We start from the raw sequence: 14537 nt of genomic DNA, 5'->3' as shown, positions 1-14537 counted from the left end.
GTTATAGAGCCGCACGACGCATTATCCTGTCATGGAAACCCCTTTCATTTTTACCATGCACGAGGGCCTGCCCCGCCAGGGGCCGGGGAGCAACGAGTGCACCCGGAAGGCCTTCTCGATGCTCGACGATCTTCCCACCCAACCTGAGATCCTGGATATCGGGTGCGGGGCAGGGATGCAGACGGTCGAACTTGCCCGGACCTGCTCCGGCTGCCGTATCACCGCCGTCGACGTCCACCAGCCGTTCCTCGACGACCTCGCCCGGAGCGCGGCATCGGCCGGGGTGGGCGAGCGGATAACCACCGTCCGCGCCTCCATGGACGACCTGCCGTTCCCCGACGCATCGTTCGACGCCCTCTGGGCGGAGGGCTCGATCTTCATCGTGGGATTTCGGGAGGGGCTCGTCTCGTGGAGGCGGCTGCTACGGCCAGGGGGCTATCTCTGCCTCACCGAGGCCGCCTGGTTCACCGAAAATCCCTCGCCGGAGGCGGCGGCGTTCTGGAACGACTGCTACCCGGCTATAACGACGGTCCCGGCAAACCGCGCGATCGCCGAGAGTGCCGGCTACGAGGTCATCGCGACCTTTCCGCTCCCGAAGTCCGTGTGGTGGGAGAATTACTATGTACCGGTCCTCAAGCGGATAGAAGACCTGCGGCCGAAAGTCGCCGGCAATCCCGAGGCGGAGGCTCAGATTGAGTTCGCCGAGCGGGAGACCGCCGTCTACCGGGAGCATGCCGACGAGTACGGCTACGAGTTCTTCATTCTGCAAAAGAAGGGGTGAGCCACCCCGCCCCGCGGATGGCTGTTTTCACCTCCCCTTTGTCTTCCCGATATCCCTCTGGAGCTTCCCGATCGGTTTCCAGCGCTTCTTCTCGAGCCGGACAAGCCCGATCTCCGCTTTGTCCTGTTCGAACGCGAGCTCCTGCACGAGCCTCTGAAAACTCTCCAGCCGTGCCGCAGAGAGGGTTCCGGCTGCGACGGCCGCCCGGACCGCGCAGCCCGGCTCCTCTTCGTGCCTGCAGTCCGAGAACCTGCAGTTCTCCGCCAGTTCGAGAATGTCGGGGAATGTACCGGCGATACCGGCGGATGCCGTACCGATGCCGACCTCCCGCAGGCCGGGGTTGTCGATCATGAGCGCCCCGCCGGCGAGGACGAAGAGCTGGCGGACGGTCGTGGTGTGCCGCCCTTTATCGTCGTAGTCCCGGGTATGCGAGGTATCCTGCACCGGACTGCCCATGAGCCGGTTGATCAGGGTGGATTTGCCGACACCCGACGAGCCGATGAGGGCGATCGTCGTTCCCGCCGACAGATACGGGTCGAGCCGGTCGACTCCCTCACCGCTCACGGCGCTGATCGGAATCACCGGTATGCCGGGGGAGACTGAAGCGATCTCGTCGGCGAGCGTTGCAGGGTCGTCCGCCAGATCGGACTTGTTGATGACGATGACCGGGCGGGCGCCGGACGCATGGGTGATCGCGAGAAAGCGTTCGATCCGGCGGGCGTTGAGGTCACGGCCGGCGGCGGTCACGATAAAGACCGTATCGATATTCGCCGCAATCACCTGGTCGGCGCCTTCGTGTCCCGGTGTTCCCCGCGCAAAGCGGGTCTTCTGTGGGAGGATATCAACGATCGTCGAGGCGCCGGCTTCCGGCTGGTCGAGTAATACGACGAAATCCCCCACAGCGGGAAAGCGGCCGAGTTTTCGCAGTGTTCCGGAGATCCCGGCCGTGACCGATCCGCCGCTGATGAGCACGTCCCATACGGTCTTCTGCCGGCAGGCCACGCGGCCGGGGAGATACGGGCCGGTGTACTTCGAGAATGCCGCATCGTGCTCTTCCGTCCACCCGAGGTCTTCGAGCGTACAGGGCTGCTGGTGTCCGCATCGGGAAGTGGACTGGCTCATATGATGATCAAACTCCGTAAAATGGGTGGCATGCGAAGCGCCAAGTGCTTTGCGGTCGCGGTTGCCGACCGCATGCCGCAAGCCCCGTTCAGCAGGGGAAGGGGCACGAGGAAGAGAAGTCAGTTCCGGCGGCACGGGGTCCGGGCAGATCTTTATATGGGCGGACGATCCCGTCTCCGGGCGGTGATGCGAATGACCGAGAGAGAAACTCCGGCGGAAACGACTGCCCGGTGGGAGCCCACGGTGCGCAAACCCGGACCCGAAACCGAGGCGCTTGCCCGGTTTCATCCGAACGGAACCTGGACGGGCACGGTGCAGGCGGACGGCATGGGTCCCGGGTCGCCCGAGATGGAGGCCAGAGGCAGGGCGGACTGCGAGTGGATCATAAACGGCCTCTGGCGTTCCTGCAGGTTCGAGCAGGACCAGTTCGTCGCAGGAGAGAAGGTGGTCACCTGGAAGGCTCACTGGATTGCGGGATGGGATGCGAGGACGAAGGAGTACCGGGGCATGGCCGTCGACAGCAACGGCATCTCCATGATGTTTCGAGGGAGGCTCGAGGGTGACCGGCTCATCATGGAGTCCATGGAGCCGGCGGTCTCCTTACGCTTCATCTGGGATGCGGCCGATCCGCGTGCAATCATCTGGATGAACGAGATCATGACGGAGGACGGGTCCTGGAGGCTCATCGAAGAGTATGTCATCCGGCCGCAGGAGCCGGTTCGTCTGTCTGGGCCCGGGGTATGACGGGGTGTGAGGACGGTGCCGCGTGCGGGAGATATGCCCTCGAGGATGGACAGCGGGAACGTCCCCGCACATGCCTGCGGTCAGCCTTCCTCGACGCTCTCCTGCCCCCGGCACGGATTATCCGTCGGGTCCGGGCCGGGCTCTCCCCCTGCAATCGGCCGCCACGCCCGGGGAGGAATAAGGATCTCGAACCGGGCCCCCTTGCCTGCTGTCCCGGTCTCGCGTATCCCGATATCGGTTACCGACAGGATATCCCGGGAGAACGTCAGCCCGAAACCGGTGTTCTTCCCGTAACCGTAGCCGAAGATCTTCCCCTTCTCCTCATCGCGGACTCCCGTGCCGTTGTCCTCGAATGCCAGAGCGAGCGTCCCATCAGCCTGCTCTGTGGTCGTTATACGGATCGCGGTGACTTCTCCCCCGTGTCGGAGTGCGTTCTCGAGCAGGTTGTACATGGCTTTCGGTGAAAGCGGGTCGGCATAGATCTCCGCCGGGATTACCCGGGTGGAGATCGCAACTCCAGAGTTGGGGATGGTGCTGGCGGCATGGGCGATCATCGCCTCGAGCGGCTGCCAGACCGGCTGATACACGCCGATCATCTGGTAATCGCGGGAGAACAGGAGATGCTTCTTGATCTTCTCTACGGCCTCGACCGACCGCGAGAGGTGCACGTCGGCATCGGGATGCATTCTGTCCTCCGAAAGGAGGTGCAGGTACCAGGAGAGGCCCGTGACATCGTTGCCGATATCGTGGCAGGTCAACTGGGATAAGAGGGATAACTTCTGGTTGGCCGTCCGGAGTGCCGTTTCCGCCGCTTTCCGGGCGGTGATGTCCCTGATGATCAGGACGATGCCGGCAGGCTCCCTATCCGGGTCCCTTACAAGTGCTCCGGCGATACTGACGACACTGCCTTCCCTGCCGTCGGGTGCCGCCTCCATGTCCGAAAACGTTCCCTGCTCCATGACGGCGGTCCTGATCGAGGCATATGCCGCTTCGGGGATGAACCTCCCGACTGACTGCCCGGGAAGATCCGTTTCGGTCACGCCGAAGACCTCCGCGGCCGATGCATTCGCCGCGATGATCCTGCCGTCCATGTCGGCAAGGACCAGACCGTCGGGCATCGTCCTGATGATATCCGGGACCGCTGTCTGGGGGCTCAGGGTAAACAGCCCGTGCCGGTGGACGGCGTAGGCGATGAGGAGACAGAAAACGACGATCCCGATGAAGACGAAGTTGACGGTGTAGATTCCGAGTGCCGGGAGAACCAGTCCGGAGAGAGTTCCGAAACCGACGACAGTCACGATGCCGATACAGAAGAGCCGGTTCTGGTGCCGGACTCTTCCCGGAGGCGCTCTCTGCCAGGACGAGATGCCGGCGTATACCGCCCAGACTATTACCAGGACGCAGTAAGCCCTCTCAGCCAGGTAGACGGGGTTTACGGATGCCGGCAGGTAGACATACCCCATTCCGGACCGGAACGTAACTACGTAGATCAGGTCGGTGAAGAGCCCGATCAGGGCAAAGAGGAGGGCCGGCAGGTATAGGGCGGCGAAGATGATGCCGTGCTTTTTCTCCTGTGCGAGGGGGTGATCGGTGAAGGCAAGCGTGAAATGGACCGTGAGCGCGAAGACAAGGGGCCAGAACGAACTGGCCTTCAGCCAGAACAGGCAGCCGTCGTAACCGGCCGAATACCAGATGAAGAATTCGCCCAGGGCCCAGTAGGTTGCCGAGAGCGTTACCGCGAGGAAGAGGCGGTTGACTGCCGATGAGGGGTTCTGTGCAAAAACATATGTCCCGAGACCGTAGGTGATGAGTGCCGAGATGACGCAGGAACCGACCAGTATTGGAAAGAGATTCGTGAAGATATCAGACACGGTCGCTCACACCATTGCATCGTCCGGTTTTTCCTGGCCTGCCCGCTCTGTTCCCTGTTCCCGCGAGACCTCGTTACAGGGCTGTTGCGTCTATATTTACATTATCCTCATTAAGGAGTTTTGCATTCCGTCTTGTCCGGAAGACTTCATATGGACGGAATCGGAGCAGATTACGCTCGTCTTGAAGATATGGGTCCGCTCAAGGGCCCTGCCCCGACCTGCGGCCTGCGCTGCCGGGAAGGGCTCGGTGGCCCGGGCTCAGGGCTACCCGGTCATCGCAGGTGTCCTTAATACCGGACTCATGCTATAGATCTGCGGGAACCAGATGAGCGGCAAGTATGTCCACGGCTACACAGAGCGGGAAGCGGAGCGGTTGAGCGACCAGGCACAGACCCTGACCGGGCTCCTCCACGACGACACCCGGTATCCGGCGGGCTCAAGGGTGCTCGAGGCCGGTTGCGGCACCGGCGCCCAGACGGTCATCCTGGCACGCAACAGTCCGGAGGCGCTGATCACGTCGGTCGACATCTCCGAAGTCTCGCTTGAGGAGGCAAAAGTGCGCGTGCGGGACGAAGGCATCACGAACGTCACGTTCGAGGCCGGCGATATCTTCGATCTCTGCTACGAGCCGGGGAGCTTCGACCACATCTTCCTCTGTTTCGTCCTCGAACACCTCTCAGAGCCCCGCCGTGCGCTCGAACGCCTTCGCCCGCTGCTTCGGGAGGGGGGGACGATCACGGTGATCGAGGGGGACCACGGCTCGGCCTACTTCCACCCGGACAGCGCCCATGCCCGCCGTGCGATCGGGTGCCTCGTCGACCTCCAGCGGGAGATGGGCGGCAATGCCCTGATCGGGAGAGAACTCTACCCGCTCGTCGCCGGTGCCGGGTACCGCGACGTCCGCGTCTCTCCGCGGATGGTCTACGTGGATGCGACCCGGCCGGACCTTGTTCGAGGGTTCACGAGACTGACCTTCACCGCCATGGTCGAGGGCGTCGGGGAAGACGCGGTGAGCCGGGGCATGATGAGCCGGGAGGACTGGGAGCAGGGGATACGCGACCTCTACCGCACTTCCCGGCCGGACGGGGTCTTCTGCTACACGTTTTTCAAGGCGACGGGAAGGAAGTGACCGGGCGGGGACCCCGCTCACCGCTTCTTCGTAAACGGCGCCATGAGGTATCCCCCGAATGCCGTGAGCCAGAGCAGTGCGGGGTACACGATCATTCTCTCCGACCCGCCGTGGCCGATAGGGCCGTAAAGGCTCATGATGCCGAAATCGCTCGCGGCATGGGTCACGAGAAAGACGAGGCCGATAGCACCGGCGATGATCGAGATCGCCTTTAAGGGCCCCCGGACCAGGGCGGCACCTGCGATGGCCTGGATATTGAAGAAGATAAAAGCCAGAAGCGCAAAGAGACCGTGGATTCCGGGGATGTCCAGCGTAAAGGTTGCGGCACCCAGTGCTCCGATACCCGCGAGGACGAAGACGGGGAGAATCCAGCCTTTGCCGTAGGTACGGTAGAGGAAGTAGCCGCCGATGCTGTTTAAGAGGCCTGCGATGAACAGGGAGGAGTTGAAGAGCCATGCCGTCGCGTCGATCACGCCGAGATCGCTGATCGCGTTTGCGCTGATGCTGTACCCGGGTGCTATGGCCGCGCCGACCATGAGGGCGGTCATGAACTGAACCGGGAGCAGGAAGAGCAGCACTCCTGCAATCGTCCGGCTGCTGATCGTGAGATCTATTCTGCGCATGCTGGATAGATGGAGTCTCCTCCTTCATAGTTCCCACACACGCCCGATCATGCCGGTCGTCGGGGAGTGTCCGGATCCCTGTTAACGGGCGCAGGACGGAAGAGCAGTCCGGGCACCTATTTTGTCGCCATCGCCTGCAGGATCGACATGATCCCGGGTTTTGCCTTCCTCCGGGACCGCGAACCGAACCCGCCCATCTCCATATCCGGAGAACCGTACATCTCGTTATTCAGCCGGTCGGTGATCTCGTCGAATATCCGCTTGTACGCGATACAATGGGGATCGACGCCCCGGATCTCGCCGTTCGTGGGCGCTATCGCGTTGTAGGGGCATCCGCCACGGCAGTACTTGATATGGGGGCATTCTCCGCACTCGCGATCGACGTAATCCTTGAACGCGTGCATGAGTTTCCAGGCGTCCGACCGGGCGAGGTCTTCCGCTGTGGGACGGTCGTAGACGTTGCCCATAATGTACTCCGGCATCCCGACAAAGCGGTAGCAGGGGTAGATGCTCCCGTCCGGCCCGATGGCAAGGGTGTTTCCCATGCAGTCCACGAACGTGCAGACGGTGCCGTGTCGGGTAAAGATGCACTTGCAGAGGTCGTTGATGTTCATGATCTCGACCTTCCCCAGGTTCTCGAGGTACTTGTCGAGGAGATACACCAGCAGCTCCCCGTACGCCTCCGGTTCAAGCGCCCATTCTTTCGGGTCCTCGCTCCGGAGAGACGGCAGCGCCGGGTGGAGTTTGAGAGGGAACCCGCTCTGCAGGAAGAAGTTGAAGATCTCCTCCTTATGCTCGACCGACCGGCAGGTGAACGTGCAGATGAACCTGACCTCAAGCCCGTTCTCCGTCGCGATCTCATAGCCCCGCATGGTCTTTTCAAAGTAGCCCTTCCCTCTCTGCAGGTCGTTGATCTCCTCGGGGCCGTCGATGCTGGAACCGATGGGAATATGGTATTCTGCAAATATCCGGGCCATCTCCGGGGTGAGCCTCCAGAGGTTGCTCTGCAGGGCGAACGTCGGTGCAAGATGGGCGAGCCCCTCGGAGAGGATCGGCAGGGCCTGCCGGTAAAAATTCGCGCCTGCAAGGAGCGGCTCTCCTCCGTGGAAGGTGATGGTGACCTGGTCGGACCGGTAGTCTTTGAGCCAGTCCGTTACCGCCCGGACCGTTTCGATACTCATCTTCGGAGACCCTTCATCAGAACTCCAGCAGTAATGGCATTTTGACGGACAACCGAGCGTGGGTATGATCATGATATGGAAAGGGCTCTTCATTCGTACCGAGCTTCTCTTCGAAGATGTTAAAACCTATTCATACCGGCCCGGACCCGGGGCTCTGGCGGGGGTCCGTCTGGATAAGCAAAGCCTTCCTGCAAAGTTAGGGGATCGACGTGGCCTATCCGGAAAAGAATCGATCGCGCTGTCGACCGCGAGACCTCTTCGGGCGGCGGCGATCTCCCGGGTGATCCCCGCCGCGAGAAGGGTGAATGAACCTCCCGGCAACGGGGAAGGCGACGATGGGATTTTACCGGTCGATCACTCTGAGTGCCCCAGATCGATGCCCACCATCCCGACGATGGTGCCGGTCGAATCCTTCACGGGAGCATACCCGGAGATGATGGTCGCTGTGGCGTTGCCCCACTGTTCGGTGTAATACTCAGGTTCGGCCGAGGGTTCAACAAACCCGGCGAGGAAATCGGTGTCCAGGTCCGTAGGATAGTAGACCTCGCCTATCGCGACTCCGTCGTCGATACCGTAGTCTGCATCCACGATGTACTCGGTGGCATTCCCTACTTTGCGCATCGTATAGATGTAGAGGATCTCGGGGTTGGAGGCCCGGAAGGCATTGAGCTGGTCGCGAATGGCGATGAACTCCGGGGTAGCTTCATCTCCCGGCTGGAGTTCTGCGAGGGCGTCACCGTCGATCCGGGCCGCAATACTCGCTGCAAGGGCCTTCAACTCGTCCTGCGTGGTCCCTTCCGTGACAAATCCGTTTCCTCCGGACGAATATACAAAAACAAGGCCTGCTATTACGAGGATCAGGGCGATGGTACTGGCCGCTAGTTTGATCAGAACGTATTGCTCCGTCAAAAAACACAACTCCGTTCGAGACTATAATTGAAAGAAAATTTAAATGTTTCTAAATGTGTGGAAACTTTTTACACTCTAATTGGTGTTTTACTGCATAATTTTTTACTCGTTGCGAAAATCCGTTTCTTTTCTGGCTTTTCCAGCACCCCGAAAACTGCCTTCGGAAGAGTTCTCCTATCTTTTGCAGTACCGGAACCAACTCCGGCGGCCCGTCAATCCTGTCGCGGATAAAGCCCGCTACCCCACAACCCCGGGTCCCTGGAAGGAGAGCGGGCTTGTCCGGGGCAGCGCGGAGGTGCACGGCGAGGAGTTCATCGGGTGCGTCTCGATGATGGCGCAGTACGTCTACGACCGGTTCGGCAAGTTCCCGGGCACCGCACCCTCGGTCGTCCTGCTCACGCACCTGCAGGCCCATCACCTCGATCTCGAGTTCTACGACCGGTTCTTCACGGAGGGGGCCTACCTGCGCACCCACGCGGAGCATATGGCGCGCTGGCATGGGGAGAACGCAAAAACCGGGACCTGACGTCAACCGTGCTGTATTTAAGGCAACGGGGAGAACGTGGTCAGAAAGGAGGCTTCAAGTGCTCATATCCGTCGTACTCGCACACCCCCACCGGGGAAGTTTCAACCATGCGATAACGGAGACGATCATCGCCGCCCTCGAGGAATGCGGGCATGTCGTTGCATTCCATGACCTCTATGCCGAGAATTTCGACCCCCTGCTGCCGTACGACGAGATACCCCGTGACGCACCGCTCCCCCCCTCCGTTGCCGCGCACTGCGTAGAGATTGCTGCCGCCGACGGTCTTGTGGTGATTCACCCGGACTGGTGGGGGATGCCCCCCGCGATCCTGAAAGGCTGGATCGACCGGGTCCTGCGCCCGGGCGTCGCATACCGGTTTTTGGAAGGAGACGCCGGGGAAGGCGTTCCGGTGGGCCTGCTCAGGGCGAAAGCGGCGCTCGTCTTCAATACCTCGAACACGCCCCAAGAGAGGGAACTCGAGGTCTTCGGCGATCCCCTCGAACGGCTCTGGAAGGACTGTATCTGCGCGTTCTGCGGGATCCCGGTCGTTCACCGCCGGATGTTCTCTGTTGTGGTCACGAGCACCGACGGGCAGCGCAGGGCCTGGCTCGACGAGGCGCGGAGGCTGGCCCGTGAGGTATTCCCGTCCGATTCCGCCTGAGGCGGCCCGGAAACATTTTTTACTTCCTCTCCGTATTGATGGATGAGGAAGGAAAATGGACTTTTCCGGCTGCGTGAAATTCGCAAACGAAAACCCCGTGACCTACATCGCGACAATGGACGGCGACCAGCCCCGGGTCCGGGCGTTTGCCATGTGGTTTGCCGATTCGACCGGGTTCTACTACCATACCGGAACCCCGAAGGCCGTCTGGCAGCAGCTCGTAAAGAACCCGAAGGTCGAGCTCTGCTTCTACAATCCCGGGGGTAAAGGCATGATGATGCGGGTCGCGGGAGCGGTCGAGTTCGTCGAGGATGCGGCCTTGAAAGAGCGGCTCGTCAAAGAGCGGCCGTGGCTTCTCCAGATCGGGGTCTCCGGGCCGAACGACCCGCATCTCGCCGTATTCCGCGTGGCCCACGGCGAGGCGTACTTCTGGACGCTGGAACAGAACATGCGGGAAGCCGAAGCGCCGCGGGTCAGGTTCTAGGTACCCTGGACCAGGAGGAACACTCCCGTCCTTTATGGGATGCCGGGAGCGCGAAGATCAGTCCATCGTTCTCCCGCAGGCGGAACACGTCCGCCGGTAGGGGTCGATGCACCCCCCGCACGACGGGCACGTGTAATCGGCCTGCACCTGCCGTCCCCACTCTTCGGGCCCGAGAGCGGTGAGTCTCCTGATATTCTCCGTAAGGTCGATCCGGTATCGGCCACGATAGAGTTTATCGAGAGACCCCCGGGTCGGGCAGGGGAACTCCGGGCATTCGCCGCAGTGGTTGAGTTGCCGCTCCAGGACGCATCTCCGGATCCGGCACTTCCACTTTGAGGTGCGCTTCTGGCGAGGGTCTTCGGAACGGCAGCCGCGGCACCTCCCGTTCCGGAGACAGGGGGTGAGAGCGCAGTTCACGCCGCACATCCCGACTGAGTCCGGGTAGACTGTCTGGACCATCTTCATCACCCGGGATGACTTACCAGTCCTTCTTCATCGCCTCGGCCTTCAGGCCCTTCGGCATCAACTCGATGGCATACCGCAAAGCCGTCCGGGGCATGACTCTCTTGTTCGCCATGACGTAGGAGAAGACCTCGTCCGTGTGCTTCCGGCTCGCCTCTTTTAAGAGCCACCCGTAGCCTTTCTGGACCATGTCGTCCGTATCGGTCAGGAGGAGATCGGCGATCTCAAGCGCCTCGTCGAGGAACTCCCCGCGTTTCGCCGGCACGACCAGCGAGACCGCCGCCGCACGCCGCATCCAGCGGTTCTCCGACTGCGTCCAGCGTTTCAGCTCCGCAACCTGCTCCGGGAACCGGAGAATATAGTCCCCGACGGCGTGGTTGCAGAGGCCGTCGCAGGTGGCCCAGTTGGTGATATAGGTCCCGATCCAGTGCCGGAAGACAATGATGTCGCCGGGTTCGTAGCGGTCGGCGAGTTGCTGGGCCCACTGGGAGACCACGAACGCCTCCTCCATCATCCCCGACGAATAGAGTTCCTCGCAGAGAGCGAAGATCTCCTTTTTCTCACGGGTTTTGACCTCCTTCCAGTATTTCTTTGCGATCGAGACTGCGGTTGCCGTCTTCATCCCGTAGCACCGGACCTCCTCCTTGAAGAACCGCTGGCCTTTCTCGCAGATCTCGGGGTCTGCGTGCGCCGCGAACTCCTGCCGTATCGCTTCGACGACTGGATCCATGGGGAGATCTAGGAAGGGGTGACGGATAAACGATCAGGATCGGGGGCGTCCCGGCGCGGGTCAGAGGCCTACCTCTCTGCTCCTCCGCTCGAGAAGCAGCACGTCCCGCCATCTGCCGTCCTTCATCCGGCCCGGACGTTCGCGGCGGCCGATGACGCAAAAACCGTGCTTCGCATGGAGGGCGAGGCTCGCTTCGTTCTCCGGAAAGATGCCCGCCTGGAGCGTCCAGAACCCTTCCTGCTCCGATGCGGCGATGAGTGCGGCAAGGAGCGCGCTCCCGACCCCCAGCCCCCGGACGTCGTTCTCGACGTAGATGCTGACCTCGGCGACACCGGCGTAGGCCGGGCGCCCGGAAGAGGGACTGAGCGCCGCCCAGCCGAAGATCCTCTCGCCGTTGGCCGCAACGAGGCGGCAGGACCTGACGTGGCCCGTGTCCCAGCGCTCCCATGAAGGTGCCTCCGACTCAAACGTCGCGTTGCCGGTGGCGATCCCCTCGAGGTAGATCCGGCGGACGTCTTCCCGGTCGGCGGCGGTCATCTCCCGTATGATAAACTCCATTCCTATGAGCCTCGCCTATCGTATCCATACCTCCGCGGGGGTGAGCGATAAGCGATCCGCTACCGTGCCCGGCGGCCCGGCAACCCCTGTCTCCCGAGATACCGTTCGACATGTGTCTTTTTTATCCCCATCCCGAGCAGGCGCTCAAGGACCTCCTCCCGCTCTTCGATCGCGATCTCCTGTTTCGCCCTCCGCAGCGCCTCGACTTCGTCAGGATACGGGAGCGGGCCGCGCCCTTCCATCAGATTCCGGAGGAGGGCCGGGTCGCACCCGGCCGCAACGATCCCCTCCTCCGGGCGCATGGTGATCCGGCATGCCCCGGCAACGAATTCGATCCGCCGCCATCCCTTCTCCCAGTCGATAACCGCCCAGGAGGCCGGGGAGCAGTCGAGGGCGACATACGCCTTCCCGGCGACCACGGCCGTCATCATGCCGTAGTGGCCGGTGACGATGCACGCCGCCGGGAGGTCAAAGAGCCAGACCCGGTTCGCGAGAGGTGCGTGGGCCACCACGATATCGACCGGCCCTTCGGCCGACCGGGCCATCCTCTTCTCCTTCCCGGTGGGAACACCGAGGAAGCGTATGCCGCAGACCTCCCGCGCCTCCCCAGAGATCTCGTGGATGTAAGGGTTCGCCTCTGCCGCGTCCCGGACCCGGCCGTAGGTGCCCATCGTGTCGTCGTTGTTCCCCTCGACGACGATGCAGCGCCTTCCCGCCGATGCAATCCCTCCGAGGAGGCCGAGGAAGAGTTCCGTCTCGTCGAGCCCTGAGCGCGAGCACCGGTCGTAGGCGGCGTCGCCGGCGAAGACGACGATATCCGGGTCGGTTTCCTCGACCGGTCGGAGGAATGAGGTTTTGTCGACCTTCCGGCCGCCGGTTGAGTCCCGCTCCCTCGTCCCCCAGGAGAGATCGCTGAATGCGAGTACCCTCGTCGCGGGCATGGGACCGGCGTTGGGCGCCGGGGATGATAGGCCTCGCGGTCGGACAGGGTGCGGCGCCGTCAGGCCTCGCCCGATACCCGCAGCACGACGACCGTGATATCGTCGAATTGCGGGGCTTCGCCGGCAAACGCGGCGAATCATGGAATTGTTGCACGAACCACCGGTCTCCTGCACGAGTTCTTTGCGTCTCTCGACGCCGCCCCTGTACAGAAGATCTTACGGAAGATACCCGTCCACGTACTCGAGGAACCGCTCCACGACAGCCGTCGAGTAGGGTCCTTCCTCGTAGGCCGTGGCGATGGTCAGGCAGTCGCGGAACGTGGAGACGATCACCAGAAACCCGTACGGCCAGCAGACGCAGGGGAGGTACCGGACGTCCAGGAGGCCGAGCTCGGTGCCGTCCTTTCCGGGGACCGGAAGGTAATCGCCGGGGTCGAAGACCCCGAGGTTCGAGAAGACCGGGTTTTTCATGCCGGATGTCCGGTACCGCTCGATCATGTCGTCGAAGAACGCCCGCACCGCCGGCATCCCGCCCGTCATGATCTCTTCGTAGAAGAGGATGGCCGCGAGGCCGAGGCTCCCTGCCTTTTTGCGGGCTGTTATTGCCGTCACCCGGGCGATGATATCCTCTAACTGCGCCCCCTCCCCGGCGAAGAGGGTGACCTCGTAGGCGATGGAGAGGTTCGTGAGCGGGCAGTCCTCGTAGAGGCCGGGATACCTCCTCCGCAGATCGGCCGAGGTCAGGAACGAGCGGGGCTCCTCCCGGTCGGAGGGGTCGTTCCGGATCTTCTGGAACGCAAGGAAGAACGCACCGATGAGGACGTCGTTCACCGTGGCCCCGTGCTCTCTCCCGAACGCCTTTATGCGCCCGAGCCTCCCGGGAGAGAGCGTCCGGGAGGCCGCCCGGGGCGTGCCCCTCCCGGTCCGCTTGATGGGGAAGCGCCACCGGTCGACGAAGGGCTCCTCCTCCGCGAGCGCCTGCTGCCGCTCTTCTTCGGAGTGGAGCGCGAGGACCCTGTCCGTGCTCCGGTCGTAAGGGGCGCGGGGGACCGGCCGGAAGTCCGGGTCGTCCACGATCCCCCGGTAGGCCGCAAAGAGGTCCCGGGCAAGGGTGAGGGCGCCGGTGGCGTCGCAGAAGCCGTGGTGGCAGTTGACGGTCACGATATCCCCCTCCCTCCTCCGGTAGAGGCTGACCCGCACCTGCGGCCCGGAGCGGACGTCGAGCGGCGGCGGGAGCAGGTTCTCAGCCTCCCCGGCCGGGGCGAGGACGAACGCTCCCTCCCACAGTTCCTCCGGGATCTCCTCCCAGACGGGCCGGCCGTCAACCTCCGCGTACTTCGACCGGAGGTAGGGGTCGGACTCGATCAGCCTCTTCGTCGCCTCCCTCATGGCCCCTACGTCGACTTCGCCGTCGAGTGTAAAGACGACGTGCATCGTCGGATCGTAGATGCGCTCAAAATAGACGTTGAAGACGTCGAAGGCGGGTGCGGGATGGCGGATTGGGGAGGGGCGCATTACACTAACTGTCTCTCTGTTCCGGGATAACTGCTTTCGTCCCGGATACCCGGGGCCGTCAACGGAACGGAAGACGTCAGGCGAAGTTCCCGGAATGGGACCTCTCCAGTATCGGGCTCCTGAAAGAGGTCTGATTGGCCTGATAACCGATCTGTATGCTTATAAGTGGTGATCTCGGGTGATATGCTCAATAGCCTGTGTTGCTGCTGCCGCGCCCTCTTATCCGGATGAAGGGTGCGGCGGGCTGCCGCTCACCCCCGGGCTGCAAACGTTTTTGGGCGGTAAGCGGTTAGAAGATAG

General features: G+C 62.5%; 16 protein-coding genes. 6 read left to right on the top strand and 10 right to left on the bottom strand.

The window, feature by feature from the left end; all coding sequences use genetic code 11:
- Positions 1-55 precede the first annotated feature (55 nt).
- Positions 56-781, top strand: a complete 726-nt coding sequence (locus DIC75_RS11360; RefSeq protein WP_250988152.1) for a class I SAM-dependent methyltransferase — start codon at positions 56-58, stop codon at positions 779-781.
- A gap of 27 nt (positions 782-808) precedes the next feature.
- Here the strand turns inward: DIC75_RS11360 and rsgA are convergent, their stop codons facing one another.
- Positions 809-1903 (bottom strand): ribosome small subunit-dependent GTPase A, encoded by a 1095-nt coding sequence (rsgA, locus tag DIC75_RS11355; RefSeq protein ID WP_250988151.1) that lies wholly within the window; start codon positions 1901-1903, stop codon positions 809-811.
- Positions 1904-2095: 192 nt separating this feature from the next.
- Here rsgA and DIC75_RS11350 point away from each other — a divergent pair, with 192 nt between their 5' ends.
- Positions 2096-2647 carry a DUF1579 family protein gene (locus tag DIC75_RS11350; RefSeq protein ID WP_250988150.1) on the top strand — a complete coding sequence of 184 codons (552 nt, stop codon included), beginning with the start codon at positions 2096-2098 and terminating at the stop codon, positions 2645-2647.
- Between the two features lie 80 nt (positions 2648-2727).
- Here the strand turns inward: DIC75_RS11350 and DIC75_RS11345 are convergent, their stop codons facing one another.
- Complete coding sequence (locus tag DIC75_RS11345; RefSeq protein WP_250988149.1) at positions 2728-4518, bottom strand: PAS domain-containing protein; 1791 nt, start codon at positions 4516-4518, stop codon at positions 2728-2730.
- A gap of 325 nt (positions 4519-4843) precedes the next feature.
- Here DIC75_RS11345 and DIC75_RS11340 point away from each other — a divergent pair, with 325 nt between their 5' ends.
- Positions 4844-5647: a class I SAM-dependent methyltransferase gene (locus tag DIC75_RS11340; RefSeq protein ID WP_250988148.1), complete on the top strand. Its 804-nt coding sequence runs from the start codon at positions 4844-4846 to the stop codon at positions 5645-5647.
- Between the two features lie 17 nt (positions 5648-5664).
- Here the strand turns inward: DIC75_RS11340 and DIC75_RS11335 are convergent, their stop codons facing one another.
- From DIC75_RS11335 to DIC75_RS11325, 3 genes are all read right to left on the bottom strand, one after another.
- Positions 5665-6270 (bottom strand): DUF998 domain-containing protein, encoded by a 606-nt coding sequence (locus DIC75_RS11335; RefSeq protein ID WP_250988147.1) that lies wholly within the window; start codon positions 6268-6270, stop codon positions 5665-5667.
- Between the two features lie 116 nt (positions 6271-6386).
- Positions 6387-7544, bottom strand: a complete 1158-nt coding sequence (locus DIC75_RS11330) for a TIGR04083 family peptide-modifying radical SAM enzyme (RefSeq protein WP_250988146.1) — start codon at positions 7542-7544, stop codon at positions 6387-6389.
- A gap of 261 nt (positions 7545-7805) precedes the next feature.
- The gene (locus DIC75_RS11325; protein WP_250988145.1) at positions 7806-8360 is read right to left on the bottom strand and encodes a hypothetical protein; all 555 of its coding nucleotides are present in this window, start codon (positions 8358-8360) and stop codon (positions 7806-7808) included.
- Between the two features lie 181 nt (positions 8361-8541).
- Here DIC75_RS11325 and DIC75_RS11320 point away from each other — a divergent pair, with 181 nt between their 5' ends.
- Genes DIC75_RS11320 through DIC75_RS11310 form a run of 3 tightly spaced genes read left to right on the top strand, consistent with a single transcriptional unit; the run spans position 8542 to position 10031 of the window.
- Complete coding sequence (locus DIC75_RS11320; protein WP_250988144.1) at positions 8542-8886, top strand: hypothetical protein; 345 nt, start codon at positions 8542-8544, stop codon at positions 8884-8886.
- A gap of 58 nt (positions 8887-8944) precedes the next feature.
- On the top strand, positions 8945-9547 hold the full coding sequence (locus DIC75_RS11315; RefSeq protein ID WP_250988143.1) for an NAD(P)H-dependent oxidoreductase: 603 nt from the start codon (positions 8945-8947) through the stop codon (positions 9545-9547).
- A 55-nt stretch (positions 9548-9602) separates the two neighbouring features.
- Positions 9603-10031, top strand: a complete 429-nt coding sequence (locus DIC75_RS11310; protein ID WP_250988142.1) for a pyridoxamine 5'-phosphate oxidase family protein — start codon at positions 9603-9605, stop codon at positions 10029-10031.
- Between the two features lie 57 nt (positions 10032-10088).
- Here the strand turns inward: DIC75_RS11310 and DIC75_RS11305 are convergent, their stop codons facing one another.
- From DIC75_RS11305 to DIC75_RS11285, 5 genes are all read right to left on the bottom strand, one after another.
- The gene (locus DIC75_RS11305) at positions 10089-10490 is read right to left on the bottom strand and encodes a DUF3795 domain-containing protein (protein ID WP_250988141.1); all 402 of its coding nucleotides are present in this window, start codon (positions 10488-10490) and stop codon (positions 10089-10091) included.
- A 19-nt stretch (positions 10491-10509) separates the two neighbouring features.
- The gene (locus tag DIC75_RS11300) at positions 10510-11223 is read right to left on the bottom strand and encodes a DNA alkylation repair protein (protein WP_250988140.1); all 714 of its coding nucleotides are present in this window, start codon (positions 11221-11223) and stop codon (positions 10510-10512) included.
- 60 nt (positions 11224-11283) lie between these two features.
- Positions 11284-11781: a GNAT family N-acetyltransferase gene (locus DIC75_RS11295; protein ID WP_250988139.1), complete on the bottom strand. Its 498-nt coding sequence runs from the start codon at positions 11779-11781 to the stop codon at positions 11284-11286.
- A 59-nt stretch (positions 11782-11840) separates the two neighbouring features.
- Positions 11841-12722 carry a metallophosphoesterase family protein gene (locus DIC75_RS11290; protein ID WP_250988138.1) on the bottom strand — a complete coding sequence of 294 codons (882 nt, stop codon included), beginning with the start codon at positions 12720-12722 and terminating at the stop codon, positions 11841-11843.
- A gap of 216 nt (positions 12723-12938) precedes the next feature.
- On the bottom strand, positions 12939-14237 hold the full coding sequence (locus DIC75_RS11285) for a condensation domain-containing protein (RefSeq protein WP_250988137.1): 1299 nt from the start codon (positions 14235-14237) through the stop codon (positions 12939-12941).
- Between the last annotated feature and the right edge of the window lie 300 nt (positions 14238-14537).

Origin of the sequence: Methanoculleus oceani, from assembly GCF_023702065.1 — an archaeon.
GTDB classification, from domain to species: Archaea; Halobacteriota; Methanomicrobia; order Methanomicrobiales; family Methanoculleaceae; genus Methanoculleus; species Methanoculleus oceani.
This window is presented reverse-complemented; position numbering and strand designations above follow the sequence as displayed.

Excerpts from the sequence above, each read along its gene's own strand:
- DIC75_RS11295 (WP_250988139.1), bottom strand. The coding sequence starts at position 11,781 with ATGGAGTTTATCATACGGGAGATGACCGCCGCCGACCGGGAAGACGTC.
- DIC75_RS11300 (WP_250988140.1), bottom strand. The coding sequence starts at position 11,223 with ATGGATCCAGTCGTCGAAGCGATACGGCAGGAGTTCGCGGCGCACGCA.
- DIC75_RS11340 (WP_250988148.1), top strand. The coding sequence starts at position 4,844 with ATGAGCGGCAAGTATGTCCACGGCTACACAGAGCGGGAAGCGGAGCGG.
- DIC75_RS11310 (WP_250988142.1), top strand. The coding sequence starts at position 9,603 with ATGGACTTTTCCGGCTGCGTGAAATTCGCAAACGAAAACCCCGTGACC.
- DIC75_RS11290 (WP_250988138.1), bottom strand. The coding sequence starts at position 12,722 with ATGCCCGCGACGAGGGTACTCGCATTCAGCGATCTCTCCTGGGGGACG.
- DIC75_RS11330 (WP_250988146.1), bottom strand. The coding sequence starts at position 7,544 with ATGAAGAGCCCTTTCCATATCATGATCATACCCACGCTCGGTTGTCCG.
- DIC75_RS11285 (WP_250988137.1), bottom strand. The coding sequence starts at position 14,237 with ATGCGCCCCTCCCCAATCCGCCATCCCGCACCCGCCTTCGACGTCTTC.
- DIC75_RS11335 (WP_250988147.1), bottom strand. The coding sequence starts at position 6,270 with ATGCGCAGAATAGATCTCACGATCAGCAGCCGGACGATTGCAGGAGTG.
- DIC75_RS11350 (WP_250988150.1), top strand. The coding sequence starts at position 2,096 with ATGACCGAGAGAGAAACTCCGGCGGAAACGACTGCCCGGTGGGAGCCC.
- DIC75_RS11360 (WP_250988152.1), top strand. The coding sequence starts at position 56 with ATGCACGAGGGCCTGCCCCGCCAGGGGCCGGGGAGCAACGAGTGCACC.
- rsgA (WP_250988151.1), bottom strand. The coding sequence starts at position 1,903 with ATGAGCCAGTCCACTTCCCGATGCGGACACCAGCAGCCCTGTACGCTC.
- DIC75_RS11305 (WP_250988141.1), bottom strand. The coding sequence starts at position 10,490 with ATGGTCCAGACAGTCTACCCGGACTCAGTCGGGATGTGCGGCGTGAAC.